The sequence below is a fragment of the Rhodopseudomonas sp. P1 genome (assembly GCF_039642825.1).
GTDB lineage: Bacteria > Pseudomonadota > Alphaproteobacteria > Rhizobiales > Xanthobacteraceae > Rhodopseudomonas > Rhodopseudomonas palustris_H.
Genome location: NZ_CP088006.1, coordinates 2,430,462 through 2,455,058, shown reverse-complemented (window position 1 = coordinate 2,455,058; position 24,597 = coordinate 2,430,462). Strand labels below are relative to the sequence as shown.

Here is a 24,597-nt window from a genome sequence, read left to right as displayed (position 1 = left end):
CATAGTCGCCGGGGAAATGAAGGGCGGGGCATGGAGGGAGAGCCATGTCGGTGCGGGGCGTGCCGGCCCGCGGCCCGCCGGTGGGCGCGCTGTTCCTGCTCAGCGCCCGCCATCTGCGAGGCCCCCAGGGGCTGATCACTCTCACCCTCGCCCGCGACGCCGGCGTCACGCGCATCATCTATCTGTCGGTGCTCGGCGCCGACGTTCCTAGGATCTGACATCACATGGATTAAAAAAAACAGACTCAGCTATTACTCATTTCATTTCCTGATGAATCGAGCGGCTCTATGGCTGACAATAAAAATCAACACTATGTTCCTCGCATTCTTCTTAAGCCTTTCACCTTGGGCTCAGAAGGCAATGCGATCAATCTTCTAAACATCGATCGCATGAAAGCTATCAGAAATGCCCCTGTTAAGAACCAATGCTCGGGAGATTATTTCTATGGCAATGACGAAAAACTTGAGAAGGCAATCAACTCTGTCGAAACAAGCTACGCCGCAGTCACAAAGAATCTTATTAGAACAACTCCGGCAATCAATCCTGAAACCCGAATAATCCTGCTACGTTTCGCCTATCTACAGCATCTTAGAACTGAAGCGGCTGCGCGCAAGGGCGCTGAAATGACACGCGCGTTGCTCGACGTGCCGGGAGCCGATATTCCGACCCCTTCCGTTAAAGAGGAAATTAAATCCTCCGTACAGATTGCAATGCTGCATTTCGCCGATACCATGTCGATGGTCGACGATTTGAAGGTTTGCCTGGTAGTTAATCGCTCTATTCAACCCTTTATCACGTCCGACGACCCAGCTATTCTCACCAACCGTCTCCACCTCCAGAGGGGACATAGACTGCACCGGAAAAATTTCGGGGCGATCACAGCCGGTGCAATATTTCTTATGCCCATCACCCCCCACCTTTGTACAATCGCATACGATGCAGCCGTCTATGAACTGCAGCATAGTAACGGGATAGTCGACACCACCCGGGTTTCAGATATCACCGCAATTAATCAGCACCAAATCTTAAACTGCGCGGCCAACTTGTATTATCGAGACTGGGAGATTCGAAATAAGCTGATCGAACAAGTCGCGTCAATTAAGGACCTTCGACCGAAGCAGAGACACGAAATCGTTCATGCAACCCTTAAAGAAAGAACGGAATGGGGAAGCCACTACGTAGTGAAAGAAATTCAGGACCTTAAAGATGAAGAGGAGATCCTAGTCCATGTGAAGACCAACCACCCCAAACCCTCCGCTTGGCCTTCGTTTTTGCGGTTTCGGCCCGGGGCTAAAGCCTACTCAAATGGCACCGGTGCAGGACTAACACGTAAGTGGTGTATTCAGCAGGGATATGTAACTGGCACGGGGTATCGAAAGTTGAGCGTCTAAGTGGGCTCCTTCAATCGATTCAAATCGCCCCCTCACTCCCACTCAATCGTCCCCGGCGGCTTCGACGTGACGTCATACACCACGCGATTGACGCCTTTCACCTCGTTGATGATCCGCGTCGCAGTCGCGCCCAAGAAGCTCATCTCGAACGGGTAGAAGTCCGCCGTCATACCGTCGGTGGAAGTCACAGCCCGCAGCCCCACCACGTACTCATACGTCCGCCCGTCGCCCATGACGCCGACGGTCTTCACAGGTAGCAGCACCGCAAAAGCCTGCCAGATGACATCGTAGAGGCCCGCCTTGCGGATCTGGTCGATGTACACCGCATCCGCATTGCGCAGGATGTCGAGCTTCTCCTCGGTGATCTCGCCAGGGCAGCGGATCGCAAGGCCCGGGCCCGGGAACGGATGGCGGCCGACGAACACGTCGGGCAGCCCGAGCTCGCGCCCCAATGCGCGGACTTCGTCCTTGAATAGCTCGCGCAGCGGCTCGACCAGCTTCATGTTCATGCGTGCAGGCAAGCCGCCGACGTTGTGATGCGACTTGATCGTCACCGACGGGCCGCCGGTGAACGACACGCTTTCGATCACGTCCGGGTACAGCGTGCCCTGCGCCAGGAAGTCGGCGCCGCCGACCTTCTTGGCTTCGGCCTCGAACACGTCGATGAACAGTTTGCCGATGGTCTTGCGCTTCTGCTCCGGATCGGTGACGCCCTTCAGCGCGCCGAGGAAGGTCTCCGACGCATCCACGTGCACCAGCGGGATGTTGTAGTGGTGGCGGAACAGGTCGACGACGGTCTTGCCTTCGTCCTTGCGCAAGAGGCCATGGTCGACGAACACGCAAGTGAGCTGATCGCCGATCGCCTCATGGATCAGCACCGCCGCCACCGCGCTATCGACGCCGCCGGACAGGCCGCAGATCACCTTGCCGCTGCCGACCTGGGTGCGGATCTTCTCGATCGCTTCCTCGCGGAAGGCGCGCATCGTCCAGTCGCCGGTCAGCCCAGCGACCTTGCGGACGAAGTTGCGCAACAGCTTGGCGCCGTCGGGCGTGTGCACCACTTCGGGGTGGAACTGCATCGCGTAGAACTTGCGGGTGTCGTCGGCGATCACCGAGATCGGCGAACCCGGCGCCTGCGCCACCGCGCGAAAGCCCTCGGGCAGCTTGGTGACGCGGTCGCCATGGCTCATCCAGACGTCGTATTTGCCGCCCTTCTGCCAGACGCCGTCGAACAGCGCGCAGTCGTCGGTGATCTCGATCTGGGCGCGGCCGAATTCGCGGTGGTGGCCGCCCTCCACGGTGCCGCCGAGCTGCTTGGCCAGCGTTTGTTCGCCGTAGCAAATGCCGAGCACCGGCACGCCGGCTTCGAGGATCGACGTCGGGGCGCTGGGGGCGTTGTCGTCCAGCACCGAGGCCGGGCCGCCGGACAGGATCACGGCTTTCGGCTTCATCTCGGCGAAGGCGGCCTCCGCCTTCTGGAACGGCACGATCTCGGAATACACGCCCTGCTCGCGGACGCGGCGGGCGATCAGCTGGGTGACCTGCGAGCCGAAGTCGACGATCAGGATCTTCTCGTGGATCGCAGCGACGTGCGGCGAGGTGTCGGCGCCAGAGGGGACGACGGACGAAGCGGAGGATGTGCTGGGGGCTGTCATGGGCAGCAGATACGCGACCGCGGCGCCGCTCGCAACGGGGAAAAACGGCGATGGGGACAGCGACCGGGCGCAGGCGCTACCTCACCTCGCGTTCGCGCCGTCGTGACCTCTCCCCACGTGCGGGGAGAGGTCGAAAGTCACGCGCCAGCGGGCCTTTTGGGTGAGGGGACGCCTTATCGAGGACGAGCCTCAGTGCTTGGGTCGCCCTCACCCCAGCCCTCTCCCGCGCGCGGGAGAGGGAGCGCGCCTCGCTTGGGCGGTCGCGGACTCGAAACGAAAGCGCTGCGCCCTGCCCGGTTCAGGCTTTGCGCTTCAGCACGCTGACGAAAAACCCGTCGGTACCGGTGCGTCGTGGGGTCATCAGCAGGCCTTCGGGCGAGGTCCAGGCGGCGGCGAGGAACAGCTCGGACTTGTCCCACAGCGCGGCGGCGACTTCGGCCGGCGGCACCACCGCGAACTCCGGATGGGCGGCGGTAAAGGCCTGGATCTGGCCGGTATTTTCGGGCGCCAGCACTGAGCAGGTGACATAGGCGATCCGCCCGCCCGGCTTCACCAGCCGCGCGGCGCGCGCCAGCACCTCGGCCTGGTCCTTGAGGCGGATTTCCAGCGCGCCGGGGCGCATCCGCCATTTCGCGTCCGGATTGCGGCGCCAGGTGCCGGTGCCGGTGCACGGCGCGTCGACCAGCACCAGATCGGCGCTGCCCTTGATGTCGGCCAGCGGATCGGCGTCGCCCTTCGGCGCCCTCACCTCGGCATTGTGCACGCCGGCGCGCGACAGCCGCTCGTGGATCGGGGCGAGCTGGCGCTTGTCGTCGTCGGTGGCGATCAGCCGGCCCTTGCCCTGCATCATCGCGGCCAGCGCCAGGGTCTTGCCACCGGCCCCGGCGCAGAGGTCGATCACCTGCTCGCCGGGCTTGGCCGCCGAAAACAGCGCAGCGAGCTGCGAGCCCTCGTCCTGGACCTCGACCGCGCCCTTGATGAAATCCGGCTCGGCCTGCACCCCGGGATTGCGGGCGTCGGCCGGTAACTCGATCCGCAGCCCCCACGGCGACCACGGCGCCGGCTTGGCGCGCAGATGCGCCAGCGAGGCCAGCACCTTGTCGCGCGAGGCTTTCAGGGTGTTGACGCGCAGGTCGAGCGGCGCCCGGCTAGCCATCGCCGCCGCTTCGGCGACGCGGGCCTCGCCGAACATCTCGGCGAGCGCACCGTCGAGCCATTCCGGGTAGTCGCCGGCGATATGCGGCGGCGCGCCGTCCAACGTCCGCGTCGACAACGCGGCGTGTTCGGCATCGCTCAGCGGCTCCGGCGCGAACCGGCTGCCGTCGCACAGCGCCGCGATCGAGTCGGGCGTCATGCCGCGCTCCAGCTTCAGCATGCCGAGCACCCGCGCCCGGGCGGTATCGGAATCCATGATGAACGCGCTGGACGCCCGTCGGCGCAACACGTCCCACACCAGCCCGGCGATCGCAGATCGGTCACCTGAGCCGGCGTAGCGATGCGCAGTGCCCCATTCCTTCAGCGCCTTGGCCGCGGGAATGCGCTGGCTGTCGATGGTGGCAATCAGGTCAATGGCTGCGGACAGCCGTGCGGCGGGGGTCATGCGGAGCTTTCAATCAGGGTCAGGGCGCGCGACGCGCCGAGCGGCGTCACAACAGGACGATACGCTCAAGGGCGGTATCGGTCCGACGCTTTCAGGCTCCCGCTATAGCTGCCGCCCCCGCCTATGACAATCGAACCACCGCAACGCAGAGTCCCGGCCACGCCGGGGCTCTGCTGCGGCGCTTGCGATCAGGCGCGCTCCGGCCCGACGCGGACCAGCTGCTTACCGAAATTGGCGCCCTTGAGCAGGCCCATGAACGCCTCCGGTGCGTTCTGCAGCCCATCGGTGACGTGCTCGCGATACTTGACCTTGCCGTCCCGCACCCAGCCGGACATCTCGCGCAGAAACTCCTGACGCCGGCCGGCAAAATCGCTGACGATGAAGCCGCGGATGGTGAGCCGCTTGGTCAGCACGTGGCGCATCAGCGCGGTCGCCCATTTCGGCGTCGGCGGGGTTTCGAACGCATTGTACTGCGCGATCAGTCCACACACCGGCATGCGGGCGAAGGCGTTGAATAGCGGAAACACCGCTTCGAACACTTCGCCGCCGACGTTCTCGAAGTACACGTCGATGCCGTTCGGACACGCCGCCTTCAGCTTCGCGGCGAGATCGGGATCGCGGTGATCGAGGCAGTCGTCGAATCCGAGCTCCTGCTTGACGTAGTCGCACTTGTCTTTGCCGCCGGCGATGCCGATCGCGCGCGCGCCCTTCACCTTGGCGATCTGGCCCACGGCAGAGCCGACCGCGCCCGAGGCCGCCGCGACCACGACAGTCTCGCCTTCCTTCGGCTGGCCGATGTCGAGCAGCCCGGTGTAGGCGGTCATCCCCGGCATGCCGAGCACGCCGACCGCGGTGGAGATCGGGCCGAGCGACGGATCGATCTTGCGCAGCGGCTTGGCGTCGGCAACCGCATGCGTCGCCCAGCCCGAATGCGCCAGCACGATGTCACCCTTGGCAAAGGCCGGGCTCTTGCTATCGATCACTTCGCAAACCGTGCCGCCCTCCATCACGCCGCCAACCGGCACCGGCTGCGCGTAGGACGGGCCATCACTCATGCGGCCGCGCATATAAGGATCGAGCGACAGCCAGATCGTGCGGAGCAATACCTGCCCCTCGCCGGGCGCCGGAACGTCGAACTCTTCGAGGCGGAAATTCTGCGGCGTCGGCTCGCCGACCGGACGCGACGCGAGCACGATACGCTGACCCTTGGACATTTCGTCTCCTTTTTGATGTTCGTTGTCGTCAGGGCCGCGACTGTAAGCGACACCACCGCATTCGCCAACTGCGTCAGGCTGCGCACGTAGCCTGTCGCTCGTCATTCCGGGGCGCGCGAAGCGCGGACCCGGAATCTCGCGGGTCGGAGCACCGCAGAGACTGCAACAGTCTCCAGATTCCGTGTTCGCGCGTTTCACGCGCGCCCCGGAATGACTGTGGAGAAATTGTTACTTACGTCAGACGCCTCACACCCCGCCCGGGTAGTTCGGGCTCTCGCGGGTGATGGTGACGTCGTGGACGTGGCTTTCGCGCAGGCCCGCGCCGGTGATGCGGACGAACTCGGCCTTGGTGTGGAATTCGCCGAGGTCCTTGGCGCCGACATAGCCCATTGCGGCGCGCAGGCCGCCGGCGAGCTGATGCACGACGTTGCCGACCGGGCCCTTGTACGGCACCTGCCCCTCGATGCCTTCCGGCACCAGCTTCAGCGTGTCCTTGATGTCCTGCTGGAAGTAACGGTCGGCCGAACCGCGCGCCATCGCGCCGACCGAGCCCATGCCGCGATACGCCTTGTAGGAGCGGCCCTGCCACAGGAACACTTCGCCGGGAGTCTCGTCGGTGCCGGCGAGCAGCGAGCCGACCATGGCGATATCGGCGCCTGCAGCGAGCGCCTTGGCCAAGTCGCCCGAGTACTTGATGCCGCCGTCGGCGATCACCGGCACGTCAGCCTTCTTGCAGGCTTGGACCGCATCCATGATCGCGGTGAGCTGCGGCACGCCGACGCCGGCAACGATGCGGGTGGTGCAGATCGAACCCGGGCCGATGCCGACCTTGACGGCGTCGGCGCCGGAGTCGATCAGCGCCTGGGCGCCGTCGCGGGTGGCGATATTGCCGGCGATCACCTGGACCTCGTTGGAGATTCGCTTGATGCGGGTGACCGCGTCGAGCACGCGGGCCGAATGGCCGTGCGCGGTGTCGACGACAACGACGTCGACGCCGGCTTCGATCAGCCGTTCGGTGCGCTCATAACCACCCTCGCCGACCGTGGTTGCGGCGGCGACGCGAAGGCGACCCTGCGCATCCTTGCTGGCGAGAGGATGCGCGACCGCCTTCTCCATATCCTTGACGGTGATCAGGCCGACGCAGCGATACTGATCATCGACCACCAGCAGCTTCTCGATGCGATGCTGATGCAGCAGCTTCTTGGCCTCACCCTGGCTGACGCCCTCGCGCACGGTGACGAGGTTCTCGTGCGTCATCAGCTCCGAGACCTTCTGCGCCGGATCGGTGGCGAAGCGCACATCGCGATTGGTGAGGATGCCGACAAGTTTGCCTGGGCCGTGGCCCTGCGCGCCGGTGACCACCGGAATGCCGGAGAAGCCGTACTGATTCATCAGCGCCAGCGCATCGGCCAGCTTGGCATCCGGGCTGATGGTGAGCGGGTTCACCACCATGCCGGATTCGAACTTCTTGACCTGACGGACCTGCGCAGCCTGCCCTTCGGGATCGAAGTTACGATGGATCACGCCGAGGCCGCCGGCCTGCGCCATCGCGATTGCCATCCGCGCTTCGGTGACGGTGTCCATCGCCGAGGCGATGATCGGAATGTTCAGCGGGATCGCACGGGTGATCCGCGAACGGATGTCGACCTCGGACGGGAGCACGTCCGACAGGCCGGGCTTCAGCAGCACGTCGTCGAAGGTGAGGGCTTCGATAAATTGCGGGGATGCACTCACTGACGCCATGGCCAACTCCGTTCAGCGGCACCGAAGGCCGCGCTCGATTTTGCGGGGACGGGAGGCACGTTCGGCGCCGCTGGGTGCGGCACCGTCGAATCGAGCCCGTCGGTAGGGTTGGCGGTGGTCGATAGCATGGGGATATGACGAATCAAAGGGGCAAGGCTGACAGCCCCGCCCCGCTCCCCAAGCATTCCTCAATCGGCCACCAATGGGCCGGAAATCAACGCAATTTCAGGGATTTCGCTGACGGCATCGCGGGCCGAGCGGAGCACCAGGCGATCCGCTTCAGGTACCGTGGCGAGGTCGCCGTCCTCAAAGAAGCCTATCGCCCGCAACGGCAGAGCGGGATCGCGGCCGAACATCTTCGAAAAGCCCGCCAACGACCGGGGTAACGACTCGCCCGACGCCAGTAACGCCGCGATGTCCCGATAATCCTTGGCTTCGGCCCGGTCCAAGATCGCCTTCAGCTTGGTTGCCAGCAAATCCTGGCGCGACGCGACGAGCATCACTCGGTCAGCGGTCAGCAATGGCGGAGCGAGCCTGCCGAAGTTGAAGCCGCCGAAAAATGATAACTTGACCACACCGGCAGGCATCGCCGCCCGGACCACCAGCGTATCCTTGGCTTCCTGGACGATGTCGGAATTGGGAAGTCCATCGAGGGCGGCGCCCAACTGATGCTTGTCGAGAGGCTCGGAACTGAAGAAGTCGAAATCGACCGAAACGCGATGGCCGAGATACAACGCGACCGCAGTCCCGCCGTACAGCACGAAGTTTAGGCTGGAGCTGAATCGGAGCAGTGGCCAAATCTGTTGCTGAGCTTCCGGCAGCACCTCAAGGCACGGCTCAAACGTCTCCGGCATCGAACTTTCTCTGCGGCGGGATGTCCGGGATCGACCGGCCGGTCGCCCGTCGCAAGCGGCCCCGCCAGAACTCCCAGGACCGCGGATCGATCCAACCCGGCCGTGCCGCCAGCATCACCTCCACCAGCGCGTCGGGACCCAGCACCGTCTCCAGCCTCCGCACCTCATCGTAATTGGCGAAGCTCATCGCCTGAGCCAAGATGCGGGCCTCCGTTCGCGGCGCAGCGCCGATCGCCTCCCACCAGAAATACTTCCGCTCCAGCTCGGCCGCAAAATCAGGAGACATCCGAAGGGCGACGGTCATTGTGGCAGACTAGCACGGAACCGCTGATTTTGCGACGATTCTCATTGCCCATGAGGCGCTTTGCCCATGGCGCGCTCAGCGCCGGTAGGCCGGCGGCAGACCATGTTCGCGGATCGCCTCGACGACCTCGCGGTGCATCCGCTTTTCGCGCTCCATCCGCACGGCAATCAGCGCGTGCAGCGACGGAATCACCAGCAGCGGGTGGAAGATCAGCCCGAGGACGATGCAGAGCACCAGCAGCACGAGGTTGAACACCGCCGACAGCGGCTGACCGTTGAACAACAAGCCGAGCGGCGGCAGGAACGCAGCGAGCAGATAGATCATCGGCCAGTCTCCGTCGCGGAACCGATCGAGGCGCCGCTCATCGTCATCACCGCAAGCACATCCGAAGGCGTTTCCGCCATGAGGAAGCTGTGCCGGTCACGGAGGATTTAGGTAACCGCGCAAGGTCCGCAATAGCCGGGGCCGCGACACGGTGCTACAGCCCGAGCGCCCTCCTCTGGTCGAAATCTCCGATGAACAAAGATCGAGTTATTCCGCTGATCGTGGCTGCCGCGCTGTTCATGGAGAACATGGACGCCACCGTGATCGCGACTTCGCTGCCGGCGATCGCCGCCGACATCGGCACCTCGCCGCTGACGCTGAAGCTGGCGATCACCTCGTATCTGTTGTCGCTGGCGGTGTTCATTCCGGCGTCGGGCTGGACTGCGGACCGGTTCGGCGCGCGCACGGTGTTCTCGATCGCAATCGCGGTGTTCATGGTTGGCTCGATCGGCTGCGCGCTGTCGAGCTCGATCCATCACTTCGTCATCGCCCGCATCATCCAGGGGATCGGGGGGGCGATGATGACTCCTGTTGGGCGGTTGGTGCTGCTGCGCTCGATCGAAAAAAGCGCGCTGGTCGGGGCGATGGCCTGGGTCACGGTACCGGCGCTGATCGGGCCGGTGATCGGGCCGCCGCTCGGCGGCTTCATCACCACCTACTTCTCCTGGCACTGGATCTTCCTGATCAACATCCCGATCGGGCTGATCGGGATCGCGATGGCGCAGCGCTTCATCGATCCCATCCAGGGCGAACGCCCAGAGCGGTTCGATCTGACGGGCCTGGTCCTCGCCGGCATCGGCGTCGCCGGTATCGCCTTCGGCCTGTCGGTCGCCGGCCTTGGCCTGCTGCACTGGAGCGTGGTGGTCGGGCTGATCGGCGTCGGGGCGATCGCGATGACGCTGTACGTGTTCCACGCCCGCAGAGTGCCGGCGCCGGTGCTGGATTTCTCGCTGCTGCGCCTGACGACGCTGCGCTCCAGCCTGATCGGCGGCTTCCTGTTTCGGCTCGGCATCGGCGCACTGCCGTTCCTGCTGCCGCTGCTGATGCAGATCGGCTTCGGGCTGTCGCCGTTTCAATCCGGCCTCGTCACCTTCGCCTCCGCAGCCGGCGCGATCGGGATGAAGACGCTGGCGGCGCGGATTATCCGCGCGTTCGGGTTCCGTAACATCATGACGGTGAACGCCGTGGTCAGTTCGGTGTTTCTCGCCGCCTGTGCACTGTTCGCACCGGGCACGCCGCTCTTGCTGATCATGATTATCCTGGTGGTCGGCGGCTTCTTCCGATCGCTGCAGTTCACCTCGATCAACACCGTCGCCTATGCCGAGGTCGAGCAGGCCCAGATGAGCCGCGCCACCACCCTGCTCAGCGTCGGCCAGCAGCTCGCGCTGTCGGCAGGTGTTGCAGTCGGTGCATTCTCGGTGGAAGCGACGATGGCGCTGCGCGGCGTCACCACGCTCGGCGCGGCCGACTTCGCCCCCGCCTTCATCGTGGTGGCGGTGCCGGCCGCGCTGTCAGCGCTGTTCTTCTGGCAGATGCCGAGCGATGCCGGCCATGAGATCTCGGGGCGCAAGGCGATCGAGATTTCGAGCAAGAAGGCCGGCGCCAAAGCCGCGACCAAGGCCGCGTCCGAACAGACCCAGGACGCCCGCGACCAGCGGTTCGGCTAGGTAAGGTTCTGTCGATCAGCCGAAACGGTCGCCACCGGACTGGGCGCCGTCGTCCTGGCGGACGGCCAGGCGCAGCACGTCGTTGCAGATCGGGCAGCGATAATGCGGCACATCGAACGACGCGTTGGCGTGCTCGATCTCGATCAGCTCCCGATCGACACCGCAGGCTCTACACATCGGCGTAGGAATCTCCATTGGTCCCCCCGATTCGCCCGATGGATGCCGCTAAGCCTATGGGAACTACGAGGAAGTGCTCTGTAGAAAGCTACCTTTACCAACAATTAACCAGATGAATTCGCTCGTTTAAAGCGCGACTAAGTTGCACTCTCGCACGGCAAGGCGCCAAGCGAGCGGCATCACTCCAGTTCGCCGCCAGCCGTTGCGTCACGCGCCGCACCGCCACGAAAGCCGGTCGCCAGCAGGTAGCGCTCGGACGAGTCCTTGCGGCTCGCCGCCGGCTTGACGTGCTTCACGCTGGCATAGTCGCGCTTCAGCTCGGCCATCAGCGCTGCATCGGCGCCGCTCTGAAACACCTTGGCGAGAAACGCCCCGCCCGGCTTCAACACTTCGGCCGCGAACATCGCCGCGGTCTCGACCAGGCCGACGATGCGAAGCTGGTCGGTCTTGCGATGGCCGGTGGTGTTGGCGGCCATGTCGCTCATCACCAGATCGGCACCGCCGCCAAGCATGTCGCGCAGCCGGTCCGGCGCCGAGGGATCGAGAAAATCAAGCTGCGCGAAGGTGACCCCGGGAACCTCGCCCATCTCCAACAGGTCGATCGCCACCACCTTACCGCGGCCGTCGGCGGCCCCGACCTTCTTGGCCGCAACCTGGCTCCAACCGCCGGGTGCGGCGCCGAGGTCGACCACCGCCATGCCGGGCTTGAGCAGCCGGAACTTGTCGTCGATCTCGGTCAGCTTGTAGGCGGCACGCGAGCGGTAGCCGTCGCGCTTGGCCTGCGCCACGTAAGGGTCATTGAGCTGGCGCTCCAGCCACAGCTTGGACGACAGCTTCATCCGCCCGCCGCTTTTGACGGTGACGCGCATTCGTCCGGTGGTGTCCTTGGCCATGGCTTCGCTTATGATCGAGGGATAAGGCCGCTGCTTACCAGACGGGCCCGGAAAAACCAGTGCGGAACCGGCGCCATCCTGCCGCCATCGCGGATGCGTGCCAGGATGCCGCGGCGTTTCGAGGCTTGCGGCATGATCAAGATCAAGACATCGATGGCCGCAAAGAATACCTCCCGGAGGTCCAACAGGCTGGGATCATGTCGTTAGCCGCTTTCGCCTCCGTCGTCCTGGCGCTGCTGCTTGCCCCGGGGCCGACCAACACCCTGATCGGCGTCGCCGGGGCGCAGGGTGGGCTCGGCCGCGTCGCGCGGCTGCTGCCGGCCGAACTGCTCGGCTACCTGACGGCGATCCTGCCCCTCGCCTATCTCGGCGCCGACCTGATGGCGGAGCTGCCGGCCGCAGCTGTGATCGTGAAGGTCGCCGCGGCTGCCTGGGTGATGCTGCTGGCGGTGCGGCTGTGGCACCTGAATCCGTCCGGCGCGACCGGCGCCATCACGGCGCGGCGGGTCTATCTGACGACGTTGCTGAACCCCAAGGCGCTGATCTTCGCCCTGGTGCTGCTGCCTACGCCGAGTGAACCCGACTTTGCCGCCAGGCTGATGATGTTCTGCATGATGGTCTTCGCGGTGGCGCTGCTGTGGGGCTTTGCCGGCACCATGACGCAGATCGGCGCCGGCGGCGACGGCCGCCTGAGGCTGACGCAGCGGATCGCTTCGCTATGGCTGGCGCTGGTGTCGCTGTCGCTGATCGCCGGCGCGCTCACCACCGTCTGAACCGCCAGCTGCGTCCTCGCGCGAACTACACCGGCCCGAGCACGCCGTCTTCGCGCATCATTTCGACCAGCATGCCCTCGCGCAGACCGCGATCGGCGACGCGCAGCCGCGGCAGCGGGAACGCCGCGCGGACCGCATCGAGGATGGCGCAGCCAGCCAGCACCAGATCGGCCCGCTCATTACCGATGCAATGGTTATGGGCGCGGTCGTGATAACTCATGCTGCGCAGCTTCTCGACCGTGGCGCTGAGTTCGGCGTCGCTCATCCAGATGCCATCGACCCGCCGCCGGTCGTAGCGGATCAAGTCGAGATACAGACCAGCCAGCGTCGTCACCGTGCCCGAGGTACCGAGCAGGTGCATCCGGTCGAGATCGCCGCCATGCTGTGCGGCGAACGGCGCCACATGCTTGGCAACCTCGGCGACCATCGACGTGTAGGTCTCCGGCGTCACCACCCTGCCACCGAACGCTTCGGCCAGCGTGACGACGCCGAGCGGCACCGACATCCAGGCCTGAATTCGCGGCGGCACGTCGGGCCGATCCGGATCGCGGGCAATCCGCACCAATTCGCTGGAGCCGCCGCCGATATCGAACAGGATGGCACCGCGGCCGTTCGGATCGAGCAAGGGCGAGCAACCGGTCGCGGCGAGGCGCGCTTCGGTTTCGCGGCCGATGATCTCGAGCCGGATGCCGGTGGCGTGCGCGACCCTGTCACAAAACTCGTCGGCATTGCTGGCGGCGCGGCAGGCTTCGGTTGCAATCAGCCGCTGCCGCTTGGCTTTGCGTGCATCGATCTTCTCGCGGCACACCGCGAGCGCCGAAATCGCCCGCCCGATCGCCGCCTCGCTGATCCGGCCGGTGGTGGCAACGCCCTCACCGAGCCGGATGATCCGCGAGAACGAGTCGATCACGCGAAATCCATCGCCCGCCGGCCGCGCGATCAGCAGCCGGCAGTTATTGGTGCCGAGGTCGAGCGCGGCGTAAACGCCGTCGCCGTGGGACGCGGTGGCGTGCTCCTCCTCGGCGATCTCAACGATCGCGTGCGGATCCTCGCCAGGCAGCGAGCCCGGGCGAAGCCGCGTTTCGTCGTCCATCAAATTCGTCTTTCCGCGGCCGTGCACGGCCGACGTCGAAATCATCATTCACGGAAAGTTTAGCAGCGCACCGCCCCGGCGCAACCCACCTGCGGGCGAAGCATGCGGTTTCGTGCGTTGTGGCGTGTGGGCGGCTGCGCTATCCGTTGGGACTATCAGCACTGACATTCCCCGCGCAAAAACGCCGCCCCACGCGGCCTTTCCCCGTCCCGCGCGCCTCTCAAGCCGGAACTCAGCCTCATGCAGGACCGCCCCGCCAACGCGTCGCTCGACACCTCCCTCGCGCTGCACAAATTCGGCGTGGGCCAGCCGGTCCGGCGCAAGGAGGACGAGACGCTGCTGCGCGGCAAGGGCCGCTACACCGACGACTGCAATCTGCCGGGGCAGTTTTACGCCGTGATGGTGCGCAGTCCGCATCCGCACGGCATCATCCGCGGCATCGGCACCGAGGCCGCCAAGGCAATGCCCGGCGTTTGCGCGATCTACACCGGCGCCGACCTCGCCGTCGCCGGCTACGCGCCGTTCAGTTCCGGCCTGCCGCTCAAGAGCCGCGACGGCACGCCGCTGAAGCAAACCCATCACGGCGCGCTGGCCACCGACAAGGTGCGCTTCGTCGGCGAGCCCGTCGCGTTTGTGGTCGCCAAGACGCTGGCGCAGGCGCGCGATGCCGCCGAAGCGGTCGAACTCGACATCGACCCGCTCCCCGCCGTCACCGATGCAGAAGCCGCGATGCAGACAGGCGCGCCGCAGCTCTACGATCACATCGAGAACAACGTCGCGCTCGACTATCACTTCGGCGACACCGCGGCCGTGAACGCAGCCTTCGCCGCGGCCGCGCATGTCACCACGCTGGATATCGAGAACACCCGCGTTGCCGCCGTGCCGATGGAGCCGCGGGTCGGGCTCGCTTCCTACGATCAGCAAAACGGCCGCTACACCATCCAGCTGCCAACCCAGGGCGTCTCCGGCAACCGCAATACGCTGGCCAAACTGCTCGGCGTGCCGACCGACAAGGTGCGGGTGCTGACCGGCCAGGTCGGGGGCTCATTCGGGATGAAGAACATCTCTTACCCCGAGTACATCTGCATTCTGCACGCCGCCAAGGCACTCGGTCGCCCGGTGAAGTGGACCGACGAGCGTTCGACCAGCTTTCTGTCCGACAGCCAGGGCCGCGGCCAGCAGATCCGCGCCGAACTGGCGCTGGATGCCGGCGGACGCTTCCTGGCGATCCGCCTGTCCGGCAGTGGCAATCTCGGCGCCTATATCACCGGCGTCGCGCCGCTGCCGCTGTCGCTCAACACCGGCAAGAACATCGGCAGCGTGTACCGGACGCCGTTGCTCAGCGTCGATATCAAGTGCGTGGTCACCAACGTCACGCTGATGGGCGCCTATCGCGGCGCCGGCCGGCCCGAAGCCAACTACTTCCTGGAGCGGCTAATCGATCGCGCCGCCGACGAGATGGGGATCGACCGCCTCACCTTGCGCAAGCGCAACTTCATCAAGCCGACGCAGATGCCGTTCACCGCCTGCTCCGGCGTCACCTATGACAGCGGCGATTTCGCCGGCGTGTTCGGACAGGCGCTGGAACAGTCCGACTATGACGGCTTCGCCAAGCGCAAGAAGGACGCGCGCAAGGCCGGCAAGCTGCGCGGCATCGCGGTCGGCTCGTATCTCGAAGTGACGGCGCCGCCGAACCCCGAACTCGGCAAGATCGTGTTCGAAGAAGGCGGCACGGTGCGGCTGATCACCGGCACGCTCGACTACGGCCAAGGCCATGCGACGCCGTTCGCGCAGGTGCTCAGCACGTTTCTCGGCGTGCCGTTCGAACGCATCCGGCTCGAGCAGGGCGACAGCGATATCGTCCACACCGGCAACGGCACCGGCGGATCGCGTTCGATCACCGCCAGCGGCATGGCAATCGTCGAGGCGTCGCAGAAGGTGATCGCCAAGGGCAAGAGCGCCGCCGCGCATCTCTTGGAAACCGCCGAAGCCGACATCGAATTTGCCGACGGCCGCTTCACCGTCGCCGGCACCGACCGCAGCATCGGCATCATGGACCTGGCGCAGCGGCTGCGCGGCGCCGAGCTGCCGGACGGCGTCCCCTCCTCGCTCGACGTCGATCACACCACCGAAGGCGTCCCCTCCGCCTTCCCCAACGGCTGCCATGTCGCCGAGGTCGAGATCGATCCGGACACCGGCGTCACCCGCGTGGTGCGCTACACCGCGGTCAACGATTTCGGCACCGTGGTCAATCCAATGATCGTCGCCGGTCAGCTCCATGGCGGCGTCGCCCAAGGCATCGGCCAGGCGCTGATGGAGAAGATCTCGTACAACGCCGACGGCCAGCCGATCACCGGCTCGCTGCAGGACTACGCGTTGCCGCGCGCCGAGGACATCCCGCTGATGACGGTCGGCGACCACCCGGTGCCGGCCAAGACCAATCCGCTCGGCACCAAGGGCTGCGGCGAAGCCGGCTGCGCCGGCTCGCTTGCGACCATCGTCAACGCCACGCTCGATGCGCTGAAGGATTACGGCGTGACGACGCTCGACATGCCGCTGACGCCGGAGAAGGTCTGGCGGGCGATCCATGAGGCGAAAGCGAAAACGGCGGCGTAGGCGCCGCCGCTGCCATCGGCATTTTTGTCGGGCGAGCCTCGCTACGAAGCGTCATGCGCGGGCTCGACCCGCCTGCGCGGCCGTAGCCGCTCCGGCGCGGCGAAGGCCCGCGCATCCATCGCGCGCGTAGCGCGCAACTGACAGCACTTATCGAAGAAGATGGGTCGCCGGGTCGAGCCCGGCGACCACGTCTGTTGTGCTGCGAGGACGCTGCCTCGTCGTCAGGATTTTGCTCTCTACTCCGCCTTCACCAGCGGGCAGCCGCCGTCTTTCAGCGGGCGGAAGGCCTGGTCGCCGGGGACTTCGGCGAGGACTTTGTAGTAGTCCCACGGCGCCTTTGATTCTTCCGGCTTCTTGACCTCGAACAGGAACATCGAGTGCACCATGCGGCCGTCTTCGCGGAGGAAGCCGTTGTCGGTGAAGGCGTCGCGCACCGGCAGTTCGCGCATCTTCGCCAGCACCGTCTTGGTATCCTTGCTGTTCGCTGCCTTCACCGCCTTCAAATAGTGCAGTGTCGCGCTGTAGGTCGCAGCCTGGTTCATCGTCGGCATCCGCTTCATGCGTTCGAAGTACTTCTTGCCGAACTCGCGGGTGCGGTCATTGAGGTCCCAATAATACGCCTCGGTGATGATCAGGCCGTTGGCCATCTTCAGACCCAGGCTATGGATGTCGGAGATGAACATCACGATGCCGGCGAGCTTCTGGCCGCCGGTGACGATGCCGAACTCCGCCGCCTGCTTGATGGTGTTGATGGTGTCGCCGCCGCCATTGGCCATGCCGATGATCTTGGCCTTCGACGACTGCGCCTGCAGCAGGAACGAGGAGAAGTCGGCGTTGTTCAGGGGATGCCGCGCGCTGCCGAGCACCTTGCCGCCCGCCGCCTTCACCACCTCGCCGGTGTCGCGTTCGATCGAATGGCCGAACAGATAGTCCGCGGTGATGAAGAACCAGGTGTCGCCGCCGTTCTTGACGATCGCCGACCCGACGGTGTGGGCGTTCGAATAGGTGTCGTAGGTCCAGTGCGCAGTATAGGGCGAGCACGATTTGCCGGTGATGTCCGACGACGCCGCGTCGGTGACGATCATGATCTTCTCGAACTTCTTCGACATTTCCATCGCGGCAAGCGCGGTGGCCGAGGTCGGCAGGTCGACGATCATGTCGACGTTTTCGTTCTCGTACCATTTGCGCGCCAGCGACGCGGCGATGTCGGGCTTGTTCTGCACGTCCGCCGAGATGAACTCGATCGGCTTGCCGAACATCGTGCCGCCCATTTCCTCGATCGCCATCTTGGCGGCTTCGACGTTGCCCTGGCCTCCGATGTCGGAATACACCGACTGGAAGTCGCCGAGCAGACCGATCTTGAGCGGAGCCTGTTGCTGCGCGAAGGCGGGTACGCCGAGCAGCAGCGGCGCGGCCAGCATCATCGCCGCCGCCCGTTGAACGAGTGTCATGTTTCCTCCGGATGATTTTTTGATTTGTTATCAGTTCGGCCGTATCGCCGGCTCCCGCGCATGAATGGATGTGCCCCCGCCCTCCTGGTTGCTGTGATCGTCGGCAAGCATTCTCGCCGCACTCGCCTGCAAGGCGAGAGGGGCAGAACGTCGCATGACGTCGCCCGCCATCCGCCTGACGGAATAACGTCTGCTACGCGGCCGCCTGCTGCCGCGGGGCGAAGATCGCGACGTGGTGACAATGCGCCACCGGCCGGTCACCATTCGCCACGATCAGCGCGTCGAATTCGGCGAAGCGGTGGCCCTTCTTGTCGTAGTTGGCGACCACCCTGGCCCGCGCGGTGAGCACGTCGTCGCCGCGCGCCGCGGCGAGCAACTGCATCTTCGATCCGACATGGATCCACGGCCCGAGCACGACATTGTCGACCAGCACGCGGTTCATGATCCGCTGCAGCGTGCCGGGATGGATCAAGTCATCGCTTTGGTAGATCGGGTCGGTCTCGCGGATCTCGTCGAGATACGCGCGGAGCTTCGCCCCGCCCCAGCTCACCGGTGCGGTGCCGAACCAGTGGCCTTCGGGAAACGACTCCGCACCGACCGGCGGCCGGGTCGTCGCCGCGGCGGTCTTCGGATAGACGGACAGATCGACCGCTGGCGCCTGCGCCGGCAGTGATGCGCTGCCGGTGGCACAGAGCTCGCCGCGGCTCTCGACCGCGAGCGTGATGGCTTCGCCCTGCTGCTCGCCCGTCACCGTCGCGGTCTCGCCGTCGTACACCGGCTTGACGAACCGCGCCTCGATCAGCCCGCGCTCGAGGAAGTCCCGGCCCCAGCGGGCGACCGGCAGATGCATCATATAGGCCATCACCTCGACCCCCGGCACCAGGCCGCCGGTGAAGCCGAAGCGGCGGGCCACGGTGTCGTCGTGCATCTTGTTTTCGGATTGTTTGGCGGTGTTGAAGGCGCTGACGCGCCAGGGCGCAAGCGATGCGGCCATGGTGTCTCCCGGTTGGCCCGATCTTGTTGGCGATCGTTGCCGGCGATGCTACGCCACTGCGCCGGCAACGCAAGGCCGCCCAGAGAACCGCACACCGCCCGATGACCGACGCCCTCACCCGCATCTATGTCGACGCCGACGCCTGTCCGGTGAAGGACGAGGTGTACAAGGTGGCGGAGCGTCACCATCTTCCGGTGACGGTGGTGGCCGGCGGCTTCATCCGGGTGCCGCAGCATCCGCTGATCGAGCGCGTCGCCGCCGGTTCCGGCATGGATGCGGCCGACGACTGGATTGCGGAGCGGATCAAACCGGGCGATATCGTCATCACCGCGGACATTCCGCTGGCGAGCCGCTGCGTCAAAGCGGGCGCCACCGCGATCGCTCCGAACGGCAAGCCGTTCACCGAGGAGTCGATCGGCATGACGCTGGCGGTGCGCAATCTGATGACCGATCTGCGCTCGACCGGCGAGATCACCGGCGGCCCGCGCGCGTTTTCGCCGCGCGACCGCTCCACCTTTCTTTCGGCGCTCGACAGCGCGATCCGCAGGATCGCGCGCCGCAGGGCCGCTCCGACCTGATGGACCGACCATGGCGCCGCCGCTGATCCAACTGAAAGACATCGCGCTGACCTTCGGCGGCGCCGCGCTGTTCGACGGCGTCGAGCTCGCCGTCTCCGCCGGCGACCGGCTGTGCCTGATCGGCCGCAACGGCTCGGGCAAGTCGACGCTTTTGAAGATCGTCGCCGGCCTGATCGAGCCCGACCGCGGCAGCCGCTTCGTGCAGCCCGGCGCCACCGTGCGCTATCTGCCGCAGGAGCCGGATTTCGACGGCTTCGCCACCACGCTGGCTTATGTCGAGGCCGGGCTCGCGCCGGGCGACGATCACTATCAGGCCGCCTATCTGCTCGAGCAGCTCGGCCTGCACGGCGACGAGAACCCGGCCAACCTCTCCGGCGGCGAAGCCCGGCGCGCGGCGCTGGCGCGAATTCTCGCACCCGATCCCGATATCCTGCTGCTCGACGAGCCGACCAACCATCTCGACCTGACCACGATCGAATGGCTGGAAAACGATCTCGCCCAGCGCAGATGCGCGATCGTGATGATCAGCCACGATCGCCGCTTCCTCACCAACCTGTCGCGCGCCACTGCCTGGCTCGACCGGGGCGTGATCCGCCAGATCGACCGCGGCTTCTCGCAGTTCGAAAGCTGGCGCGACGACGTGCTGGCGGAAGAAGAACGCGATCAGCACAAGCTCGACCGCAAGATCGTGATGGAAGAGCATTGGCTGCGCTACGGCGTCTCCGGCCGCCGCAAGCGCAACGTCAAGCGGCTCGCCGGGCTGCACGAATTGCGCGCCCAGCGCCGCGACTATCGCGGCCCAACTGGCGCCGCCTCGCTCGCCGCTGCGGAAGCCGACAAGTCCGGCAAGCTGGTGATCGAAGCCAAGTCGATCAACAAGGCCTGGGGCGACCGGCCGATCGTCGATGCGTTCTCGATCCGGATCAATCGCGGCGACCGCGTCGGCATCGTCGGCCCGAACGGCGCCGGCAAGACCACGCTGATCAGCCTGCTGACCGGCGCGCTGGCCCCGGACAGCGGCACGGTGCGGCTCGGCACCAATCTGGAGGTCGCTACGCTCGACCAGAGCCGCGACAGCCTGGATCCGAAATCGACGCTCAGCGACGCGCTGACCGGCGGCCGCGGCGACCAGGTGATGGTCGGCGGCAAGCCGCGCCACGTGATCGGCTACATGAAGGACTTCCTGTTCACTCAGGAACAGGCCCGCACCCCGCTGGAGGCGCTGTCCGGCGGCGAACGCGGCCGGCTGATGCTGGCGCGCTCGCTGGCGAAACCGTCGAACCTGTTGGTGCTCGACGAGCCGACCAACGACCTCGACCTCGAAACCCTCGACGTGCTCGAGGAGATGCTCGGCGACTACGACGGCACAGTGATCCTGATCAGCCACGACCGCGACTTCCTCGACCGCGTCGTCACCTCGGTGATCGCGCCGGACGGCGGCGGCAAATGGATCGAATATGCCGGCGGCTATTCCGACATGCTGGCGCAGCGCGGTGCCGACCTGACCCGGCAGCCGGCCAAGGCCGCCGCGGCCGAGCCGACGGCCGCGAAGGCGGCGCCCTCGCCCGCCGCCGCGCCTGCGCCGAAGCGCAAGCTGAGCTTCAACGAGAAGCACGCGCTGGAGACGCTGCCGAAGACCATCGCCAAGCTGGAAGCCGAGATCGCGAGCTTGCAGAAGCAGCTCGACGATCCGCAGCTCTATGCCAAGGACCGCGCCAAGTTCGACAAGGTCTCGGCCGCGATGGCCAAGGCGCACGACGAGCTGCACGCCGCCGAGCAGCGCTGGCTCGAGCTGGAGATGCTGCGCGAAGAGATCGAAAGCGCCTGACCGGGCCTCTTCCGAAGCTTTGAACGGTACTTAATCACCGCACCGACCGAGCGGTTGACTCTGCACGTGCTTGAGTTTATATCTACATCTGTAGATATTAGCCATGACAGCCGCTCCGACCCCTCCCCCTCGCCCACGTGGCCGCCGCCCCTCCGGGGCGCCGAGCGGCCGCGCCGCCCTGCTCACCGCCGCGACTCGCGCCTTCGCCGAACTCGGCTTTGCGCGCGCGGATCTGCGCAGCATCGCCAAAGCCGCTGACGTCGACACCGGGCTGATCCGGATCCATTTCGGCGACAAGGCCGCGCTGTGGCTCGCCTGCCTCGACGCGGTGACCCAGGAGGCCGCGCCGATCATGGCGGTGATGACAAGGCTCTCCACCGAAACCGATCGCCCGGCCTACGACCGGTTGCGCGAGGCGATCGAGACCTTCGTGGCCTTCGGCATCGCCCATCCGGAAGTCCGCCAATTCGTCGCGCAGCACGCCGCTGAAACGCCGGAGCGCGCCGCGCTGCTGATCGATCGGCTCGCCCGGCCCGCTTATCTGTCGATCCGCGACCTGGTGCAGGCCGGCATCGATTGCGGCGTGGTGCGGACGCCGCATCCGGCGCTGTTCTTCCTGCTGCTCAGCAATTCGGTGCATCAGCCGCACTCGGTGCCGGTGCTGCTCAACGAGATCGCGCCGGACATCGCCCCCGCCGAAGCGCCATCCCTGCTGGCGCGCAGCATCGTCGCGACCTTTCTGCATTCCCCCACCTCGTGAAGGACCAGACCATGACTGCTTCAGCCGATCATTCCGCTCGCCGCTTCAGGTTCCGCATCGCCTCGCTCGCGGCCGCAGCGCTGTGCGCGACCGTGACGGTGAACGCGGCCTCGGCGCAGGGTACACCGGAGGAACGCCGCGCCTGCAGGCCCGACGTGGTGCGGCTGTGCCGCTCCAAAATTCCCGATGTGCCGGCCATCACCGCCTGCCTGATCGCCAAGCGCACCCAGCTCAGCCAGGCCTGCTCGCTGGTGATGTTCCCGAACCGCCACAGCGACGCGACGCATAGCCGGGCGAACCGTCCGGTCGTGACGCAATAACCACGCGGCGTCAGGCGCGTTGCAGCCAGCGCAGCGCGCCGCGGCCGGCCATCACGCCGGTCGCAAAGCAGGCCGTGAGCAGATAGCCGCCGGTCGGCGCTTCCCAGTCGAGCATCTCGCCAGCGGCGAACACGCCGGGCAGTTTGCACAGCATGTAGTCCGCGTCGATCTCACCGAGCGCAATGCCGCCCGCGCTCGAGATCGCCTTGGCGATCGGCGCGGTGGCAACTAAGCGCACCGGCACGGCGTTGATCAGCGCGGCGAGCTGATCGGCCGGCAGCGTCGCCAGCGCAACGCCCGTTCCATGCGCGGCTTCCTGCAGCAGACCGATGCCGGCCGGCGACAGCCCCGCGGCTTTGCGCAAATACGTCGACAGCGACTGCTTGCCCCTCGGCTTCGCTAATCGCGCCGCGAGATCAGCCGCGGTGAGATCTGGCCGCAGCGCGATCGACAGCTTCGCTTCGCCGTGCGCCAGGATCGCATCGCGCAACACTGCCGAGATCGCATAGATCGCGCCGCCTTCGATGCCGTCGCGGGTGATCACCGCCTCGCCGCGTACGGCGCGTGCGCCGAACGACAACGCGACGTTCTTCAGCGGCGCGCCCTGATACTTGTCCGCGAACAGCGCCGACCACTGCGCGACGAAGCCGCAATTCGCTGGCCCGAGCGGCGCAATCGTGACGCCTCTGGCGGCGAGCAGATCGCTCCAGCTTCCATCCGAACCGAGCCGCGGCCAGCTGGCGCCGCCGAGCGCCAGCACCATCGCCCGCACCGCGATGCTGCGCGGGCCGTCCGGTGTGTCGAACGACAGCCGCCCCTCGCCGTCCCAGCCGGTCCAGCGATGCTTCAAGCGGAGCTGCACGCCCTGCGCATCGAGCCGGCGCAGCCAGGCGCGCAGCAACGGCGAGGCCTTCATCGCCACCGGAAACACCCGCCCGCTGGAGCCGACGAAGGTCGGCTGCCCGAGATCATCGGCCCAGGCGCGCAGTTGCTCGGGGCCGAACGCCTCGATCGCCGGGGTCAGGTGAGCCTGCGCGGCACCGTAGCGCGCCAGGAAGTCCGGTAGTGCTTCGCTGTGCGTGAGGTTGAGGCCGCCGCGCCCGGCCAGCAGAAACTTCCGCGCCGGTGCACCCATGCCGTCGAACACGATGACACGCATGCCGCCAAGCGCGAGCTGCTCGGCCGCCATCAGCCCGGCCGGCCCGGCGCCGATCACGGCGGCGTCGATGTCGAGAATGTCAGCCACCACGGCTGCCTGCGATGAAAATCATCCGGCGCTTATACACGAACCGGGATCGGCGTAGAGATTCCGGGTTCACGCCTTCGGCGTGGCCCGGAATGACTCGTGGAGAGATAATGCGTCATTCCGGGGCGCTCGCGCTCAGCGAGCGAACCCGGAATCCGGAGCTGTTCTGCGACTCAAACCGAGCCGCAGCCCCTTACATCTTGATGCCGAGCCTCGCCGCGGCCTGCGCCACGTACTTCTGCGTCTGCTGGAACGCACCTTCGAGCGCCTGGGCCTTGGAGTCGTCGCAGATCTCGGCGAAGTGCGCCGCGATCGCGTCGGGGGTCCATTCGGACTCCGGCAGGTTGATGCCCTCGGTCTCGATGATCTTGATCTGCGCGAACGAGCCGGCGCCGGCGCCGAGCGTGGTGCGGGTCGGCGCGTTCTCGCTGAGCAGGAACAGCACCGCGGGCGTAATCGCCTCCGGCTTCATCAGCTGCAGCGCCTGCGGCGGCAGCAGTTCCTCGGTCATGCGGGTCGCCGCGGTCGGCGACACGGTGTTGACGCGGATGTCGGTCTTGCGGCCTTCCTGCGCCAGCACGTTCATCAGCCCGACGATGCCGGCCTTCGCGGCGCCGTAGTTGGCCTGGCCGAAATTGCCGAACATGCCCGACGACGAGGTGGTCAGCACGATGCGGCCGTAGTTGCGCTCCTTCATGCCGTCCCACACCGCCTTGCAGCAGTAGAACGTGCCGGCCAGATGCACGTCGATCACCTTCTGGAAATCGCTCAGCTCCATTTTGCCGAACGACTTGTCGCGCAGGATGCCGGCGTTGGCGACCAGCAGGTCGACGCTGCCCCACTCCTTGGTCGCCTTGGCGACCATCGCCTGGACCTGTTCGTAGTTCGACACGTCGGCGCCGTCGGCCATCGCGGTGCCGCCGGCCTTCTTGATCTCCTCGACCACGGTCTCGGCGGCGGTCATCGAACCGCCGGTGCCGTCACGCGCGCCGCCGAAATCGTTCACCACCACCTTGGCGCCGAGCGCCGCGAGACCCAGCGCATGCGCGCGGCCGAGACCGTTGCCCGCGCCGGTGACGATGGCGACGCGTCCGTCGAACCTGATAGCCATGTGTG

General features: G+C 66.0%; 23 protein-coding genes. 9 read left to right on the top strand and 14 right to left on the bottom strand.

The window, feature by feature from the left end; all coding sequences use genetic code 11:
- The first annotated feature begins 44 nt into the window (after positions 1 to 44).
- Both LRC39_RS11395 and LRC39_RS11390 read left to right on the top strand, forming a co-directional pair.
- Positions 45 to 218, top strand: a complete 174-nt coding sequence (locus LRC39_RS11395; RefSeq protein ID WP_346297328.1) for a hypothetical protein — start codon at positions 45 to 47, stop codon at positions 216 to 218.
- Positions 219 to 287: 69 nt separating this feature from the next.
- Positions 288 to 1,391, top strand: a complete 1,104-nt coding sequence (locus tag LRC39_RS11390; protein WP_346297327.1) for a DUF4238 domain-containing protein — start codon at positions 288 to 290, stop codon at positions 1,389 to 1,391.
- Between the two features lie 32 nt (positions 1,392 to 1,423).
- Here LRC39_RS11390 and guaA read toward each other — a convergent pair whose 3' ends face one another.
- The 7 genes from guaA to LRC39_RS11355 form a co-directional block, all read right to left on the bottom strand.
- A complete protein-coding gene (guaA, locus tag LRC39_RS11385; RefSeq protein WP_346297326.1) occupies positions 1,424 to 3,046 on the bottom strand; it encodes a glutamine-hydrolyzing GMP synthase in 1,623 nt (540 codons plus the stop codon).
- Positions 3,047 to 3,344: 298 nt separating this feature from the next.
- Complete coding sequence (locus tag LRC39_RS11380) at positions 3,345 to 4,646, bottom strand: RsmB/NOP family class I SAM-dependent RNA methyltransferase (protein WP_346297325.1); 1,302 nt, start codon at positions 4,644 to 4,646, stop codon at positions 3,345 to 3,347.
- Between the two features lie 188 nt (positions 4,647 to 4,834).
- Complete coding sequence (locus LRC39_RS11375) at positions 4,835 to 5,860, bottom strand: NADP-dependent oxidoreductase (RefSeq protein WP_107344159.1); 1,026 nt, start codon at positions 5,858 to 5,860, stop codon at positions 4,835 to 4,837.
- A gap of 246 nt (positions 5,861 to 6,106) precedes the next feature.
- The gene (gene guaB / locus LRC39_RS11370; protein ID WP_107344158.1) at positions 6,107 to 7,603 is read right to left on the bottom strand and encodes an IMP dehydrogenase; all 1,497 of its coding nucleotides are present in this window, start codon (positions 7,601 to 7,603) and stop codon (positions 6,107 to 6,109) included.
- A gap of 188 nt (positions 7,604 to 7,791) precedes the next feature.
- The gene (locus LRC39_RS11365; protein WP_346297324.1) at positions 7,792 to 8,457 is read right to left on the bottom strand and encodes a nucleotidyl transferase AbiEii/AbiGii toxin family protein; all 666 of its coding nucleotides are present in this window, start codon (positions 8,455 to 8,457) and stop codon (positions 7,792 to 7,794) included.
- Complete coding sequence (locus tag LRC39_RS11360; RefSeq protein ID WP_346297323.1) at positions 8,441 to 8,761, bottom strand: hypothetical protein; 321 nt, start codon at positions 8,759 to 8,761, stop codon at positions 8,441 to 8,443. The genes LRC39_RS11365 and LRC39_RS11360 overlap by 17 nt, the downstream gene beginning before the upstream one ends.
- A gap of 75 nt (positions 8,762 to 8,836) precedes the next feature.
- Entirely contained in the window at positions 8,837 to 9,085 is a 249-nt protein-coding gene (locus LRC39_RS11355; RefSeq protein ID WP_107346564.1) for a hypothetical protein, read from the bottom strand.
- A 191-nt stretch (positions 9,086 to 9,276) separates the two neighbouring features.
- Here LRC39_RS11355 and LRC39_RS11350 point away from each other — a divergent pair, with 191 nt between their 5' ends.
- On the top strand, positions 9,277 to 10,752 hold the full coding sequence (locus LRC39_RS11350) for an MFS transporter (RefSeq protein ID WP_107355348.1): 1,476 nt from the start codon (positions 9,277 to 9,279) through the stop codon (positions 10,750 to 10,752).
- Between the two features lie 15 nt (positions 10,753 to 10,767).
- Here the strand turns inward: LRC39_RS11350 and LRC39_RS11345 are convergent, their stop codons facing one another.
- A complete protein-coding gene (locus LRC39_RS11345) occupies positions 10,768 to 10,929 on the bottom strand; it encodes a hypothetical protein (protein WP_234822365.1) in 162 nt (53 codons plus the stop codon).
- 179 nt (positions 10,930 to 11,108) lie between these two features.
- Entirely contained in the window at positions 11,109 to 11,822 is a 714-nt protein-coding gene (locus LRC39_RS11340; protein WP_263991537.1) for an RlmE family RNA methyltransferase, read from the bottom strand.
- A gap of 197 nt (positions 11,823 to 12,019) precedes the next feature.
- Between LRC39_RS11340 and LRC39_RS11335 the strand changes: the two genes are divergently transcribed.
- Positions 12,020 to 12,595, top strand: coding sequence for a hypothetical protein (locus LRC39_RS11335; protein WP_346297322.1), 576 nt, complete (start codon positions 12,020 to 12,022; stop codon positions 12,593 to 12,595).
- A gap of 25 nt (positions 12,596 to 12,620) precedes the next feature.
- Here LRC39_RS11335 and LRC39_RS11330 read toward each other — a convergent pair whose 3' ends face one another.
- Positions 12,621 to 13,688 carry a Ppx/GppA phosphatase family protein gene (locus LRC39_RS11330; protein WP_346297321.1) on the bottom strand — a complete coding sequence of 356 codons (1,068 nt, stop codon included), beginning with the start codon at positions 13,686 to 13,688 and terminating at the stop codon, positions 12,621 to 12,623.
- A gap of 240 nt (positions 13,689 to 13,928) precedes the next feature.
- Here LRC39_RS11330 and LRC39_RS11325 point away from each other — a divergent pair, with 240 nt between their 5' ends.
- Positions 13,929 to 16,304 (top strand): xanthine dehydrogenase family protein molybdopterin-binding subunit, encoded by a 2,376-nt coding sequence (locus LRC39_RS11325; protein WP_346297320.1) that lies wholly within the window; start codon positions 13,929 to 13,931, stop codon positions 16,302 to 16,304.
- 236 nt (positions 16,305 to 16,540) lie between these two features.
- On the opposite strand, the gene LRC39_RS11320 is transcribed toward LRC39_RS11325, so the two are convergent.
- Both LRC39_RS11320 and LRC39_RS11315 read right to left on the bottom strand, forming a co-directional pair.
- Entirely contained in the window at positions 16,541 to 17,755 is a 1,215-nt protein-coding gene (locus tag LRC39_RS11320; protein ID WP_346297319.1) for an ABC transporter substrate-binding protein, read from the bottom strand.
- Between the two features lie 193 nt (positions 17,756 to 17,948).
- Positions 17,949 to 18,749, bottom strand: a complete 801-nt coding sequence (locus LRC39_RS11315) for a hypothetical protein (RefSeq protein ID WP_346297318.1) — start codon at positions 18,747 to 18,749, stop codon at positions 17,949 to 17,951.
- 101 nt (positions 18,750 to 18,850) lie between these two features.
- Between LRC39_RS11315 and LRC39_RS11310 the strand changes: the two genes are divergently transcribed.
- From LRC39_RS11310 to LRC39_RS11295, 4 genes are all read left to right on the top strand, one after another.
- Positions 18,851 to 19,327 (top strand): YaiI/YqxD family protein, encoded by a 477-nt coding sequence (locus LRC39_RS11310; protein ID WP_107346561.1) that lies wholly within the window; start codon positions 18,851 to 18,853, stop codon positions 19,325 to 19,327.
- Between the two features lie 10 nt (positions 19,328 to 19,337).
- Positions 19,338 to 21,155 carry an ABC-F family ATP-binding cassette domain-containing protein gene (locus LRC39_RS11305; protein ID WP_346297317.1) on the top strand — a complete coding sequence of 606 codons (1,818 nt, stop codon included), beginning with the start codon at positions 19,338 to 19,340 and terminating at the stop codon, positions 21,153 to 21,155.
- A 103-nt stretch (positions 21,156 to 21,258) separates the two neighbouring features.
- Positions 21,259 to 21,915: a TetR/AcrR family transcriptional regulator gene (locus LRC39_RS11300; RefSeq protein ID WP_346297316.1), complete on the top strand. Its 657-nt coding sequence runs from the start codon at positions 21,259 to 21,261 to the stop codon at positions 21,913 to 21,915.
- A gap of 11 nt (positions 21,916 to 21,926) precedes the next feature.
- Positions 21,927 to 22,235, top strand: a complete 309-nt coding sequence (locus tag LRC39_RS11295; protein WP_346297315.1) for a hypothetical protein — start codon at positions 21,927 to 21,929, stop codon at positions 22,233 to 22,235.
- A 10-nt stretch (positions 22,236 to 22,245) separates the two neighbouring features.
- On the opposite strand, the gene LRC39_RS11290 is transcribed toward LRC39_RS11295, so the two are convergent.
- Both LRC39_RS11290 and LRC39_RS11285 read right to left on the bottom strand, forming a co-directional pair.
- Positions 22,246 to 23,481, bottom strand: coding sequence for an NAD(P)/FAD-dependent oxidoreductase (locus LRC39_RS11290; RefSeq protein ID WP_346297314.1), 1,236 nt, complete (start codon positions 23,479 to 23,481; stop codon positions 22,246 to 22,248).
- Positions 23,482 to 23,674: 193 nt separating this feature from the next.
- Positions 23,675 to 24,592 (bottom strand): SDR family NAD(P)-dependent oxidoreductase, encoded by a 918-nt coding sequence (locus tag LRC39_RS11285; protein ID WP_346297313.1) that lies wholly within the window; start codon positions 24,590 to 24,592, stop codon positions 23,675 to 23,677.
- Positions 24,593 to 24,597 lie beyond the last annotated feature (5 nt).

What these genes read in the sequence shown, in the direction of transcription:
- LRC39_RS11395 (WP_346297328.1), top strand. Translation starts at nt 45, where the DNA reads ATGTCGGTGCGGGGCGTGCCGGCCCGCGGCCCGCCGGTGGGCGCGCTG.
- LRC39_RS11390 (WP_346297327.1), top strand. Translation starts at nt 288, where the DNA reads ATGGCTGACAATAAAAATCAACACTATGTTCCTCGCATTCTTCTTAAG.
- guaA (WP_346297326.1), bottom strand. Translation starts at nt 3,046, where the DNA reads ATGACAGCCCCCAGCACATCCTCCGCTTCGTCCGTCGTCCCCTCTGGC.
- LRC39_RS11380 (WP_346297325.1), bottom strand. Translation starts at nt 4,646, where the DNA reads ATGACCCCCGCCGCACGGCTGTCCGCAGCCATTGACCTGATTGCCACC.
- LRC39_RS11375 (WP_107344159.1), bottom strand. Translation starts at nt 5,860, where the DNA reads ATGTCCAAGGGTCAGCGTATCGTGCTCGCGTCGCGTCCGGTCGGCGAG.
- guaB (WP_107344158.1), bottom strand. Translation starts at nt 7,603, where the DNA reads ATGGCGTCAGTGAGTGCATCCCCGCAATTTATCGAAGCCCTCACCTTC.
- LRC39_RS11365 (WP_346297324.1), bottom strand. Translation starts at nt 8,457, where the DNA reads ATGCCGGAGACGTTTGAGCCGTGCCTTGAGGTGCTGCCGGAAGCTCAG.
- LRC39_RS11360 (WP_346297323.1), bottom strand. Translation starts at nt 8,761, where the DNA reads ATGACCGTCGCCCTTCGGATGTCTCCTGATTTTGCGGCCGAGCTGGAG.
- LRC39_RS11355 (WP_107346564.1), bottom strand. Translation starts at nt 9,085, where the DNA reads ATGATCTATCTGCTCGCTGCGTTCCTGCCGCCGCTCGGCTTGTTGTTC.
- LRC39_RS11350 (WP_107355348.1), top strand. Translation starts at nt 9,277, where the DNA reads ATGAACAAAGATCGAGTTATTCCGCTGATCGTGGCTGCCGCGCTGTTC.
- LRC39_RS11345 (WP_234822365.1), bottom strand. Translation starts at nt 10,929, where the DNA reads ATGTGTAGAGCCTGCGGTGTCGATCGGGAGCTGATCGAGATCGAGCAC.
- LRC39_RS11340 (WP_263991537.1), bottom strand. Translation starts at nt 11,822, where the DNA reads ATGGCCAAGGACACCACCGGACGAATGCGCGTCACCGTCAAAAGCGGC.
- LRC39_RS11335 (WP_346297322.1), top strand. Translation starts at nt 12,020, where the DNA reads ATGTCGTTAGCCGCTTTCGCCTCCGTCGTCCTGGCGCTGCTGCTTGCC.
- LRC39_RS11330 (WP_346297321.1), bottom strand. Translation starts at nt 13,688, where the DNA reads ATGGACGACGAAACGCGGCTTCGCCCGGGCTCGCTGCCTGGCGAGGAT.
- LRC39_RS11325 (WP_346297320.1), top strand. Translation starts at nt 13,929, where the DNA reads ATGCAGGACCGCCCCGCCAACGCGTCGCTCGACACCTCCCTCGCGCTG.
- LRC39_RS11320 (WP_346297319.1), bottom strand. Translation starts at nt 17,755, where the DNA reads ATGACACTCGTTCAACGGGCGGCGGCGATGATGCTGGCCGCGCCGCTG.
- LRC39_RS11315 (WP_346297318.1), bottom strand. Translation starts at nt 18,749, where the DNA reads ATGGCCGCATCGCTTGCGCCCTGGCGCGTCAGCGCCTTCAACACCGCC.
- LRC39_RS11310 (WP_107346561.1), top strand. Translation starts at nt 18,851, where the DNA reads ATGACCGACGCCCTCACCCGCATCTATGTCGACGCCGACGCCTGTCCG.
- LRC39_RS11305 (WP_346297317.1), top strand. Translation starts at nt 19,338, where the DNA reads ATGGCGCCGCCGCTGATCCAACTGAAAGACATCGCGCTGACCTTCGGC.
- LRC39_RS11300 (WP_346297316.1), top strand. Translation starts at nt 21,259, where the DNA reads ATGACAGCCGCTCCGACCCCTCCCCCTCGCCCACGTGGCCGCCGCCCC.
- LRC39_RS11295 (WP_346297315.1), top strand. Translation starts at nt 21,927, where the DNA reads ATGACTGCTTCAGCCGATCATTCCGCTCGCCGCTTCAGGTTCCGCATC.
- LRC39_RS11285 (WP_346297313.1), bottom strand. Translation starts at nt 24,592, where the DNA reads ATGGCTATCAGGTTCGACGGACGCGTCGCCATCGTCACCGGCGCGGGC.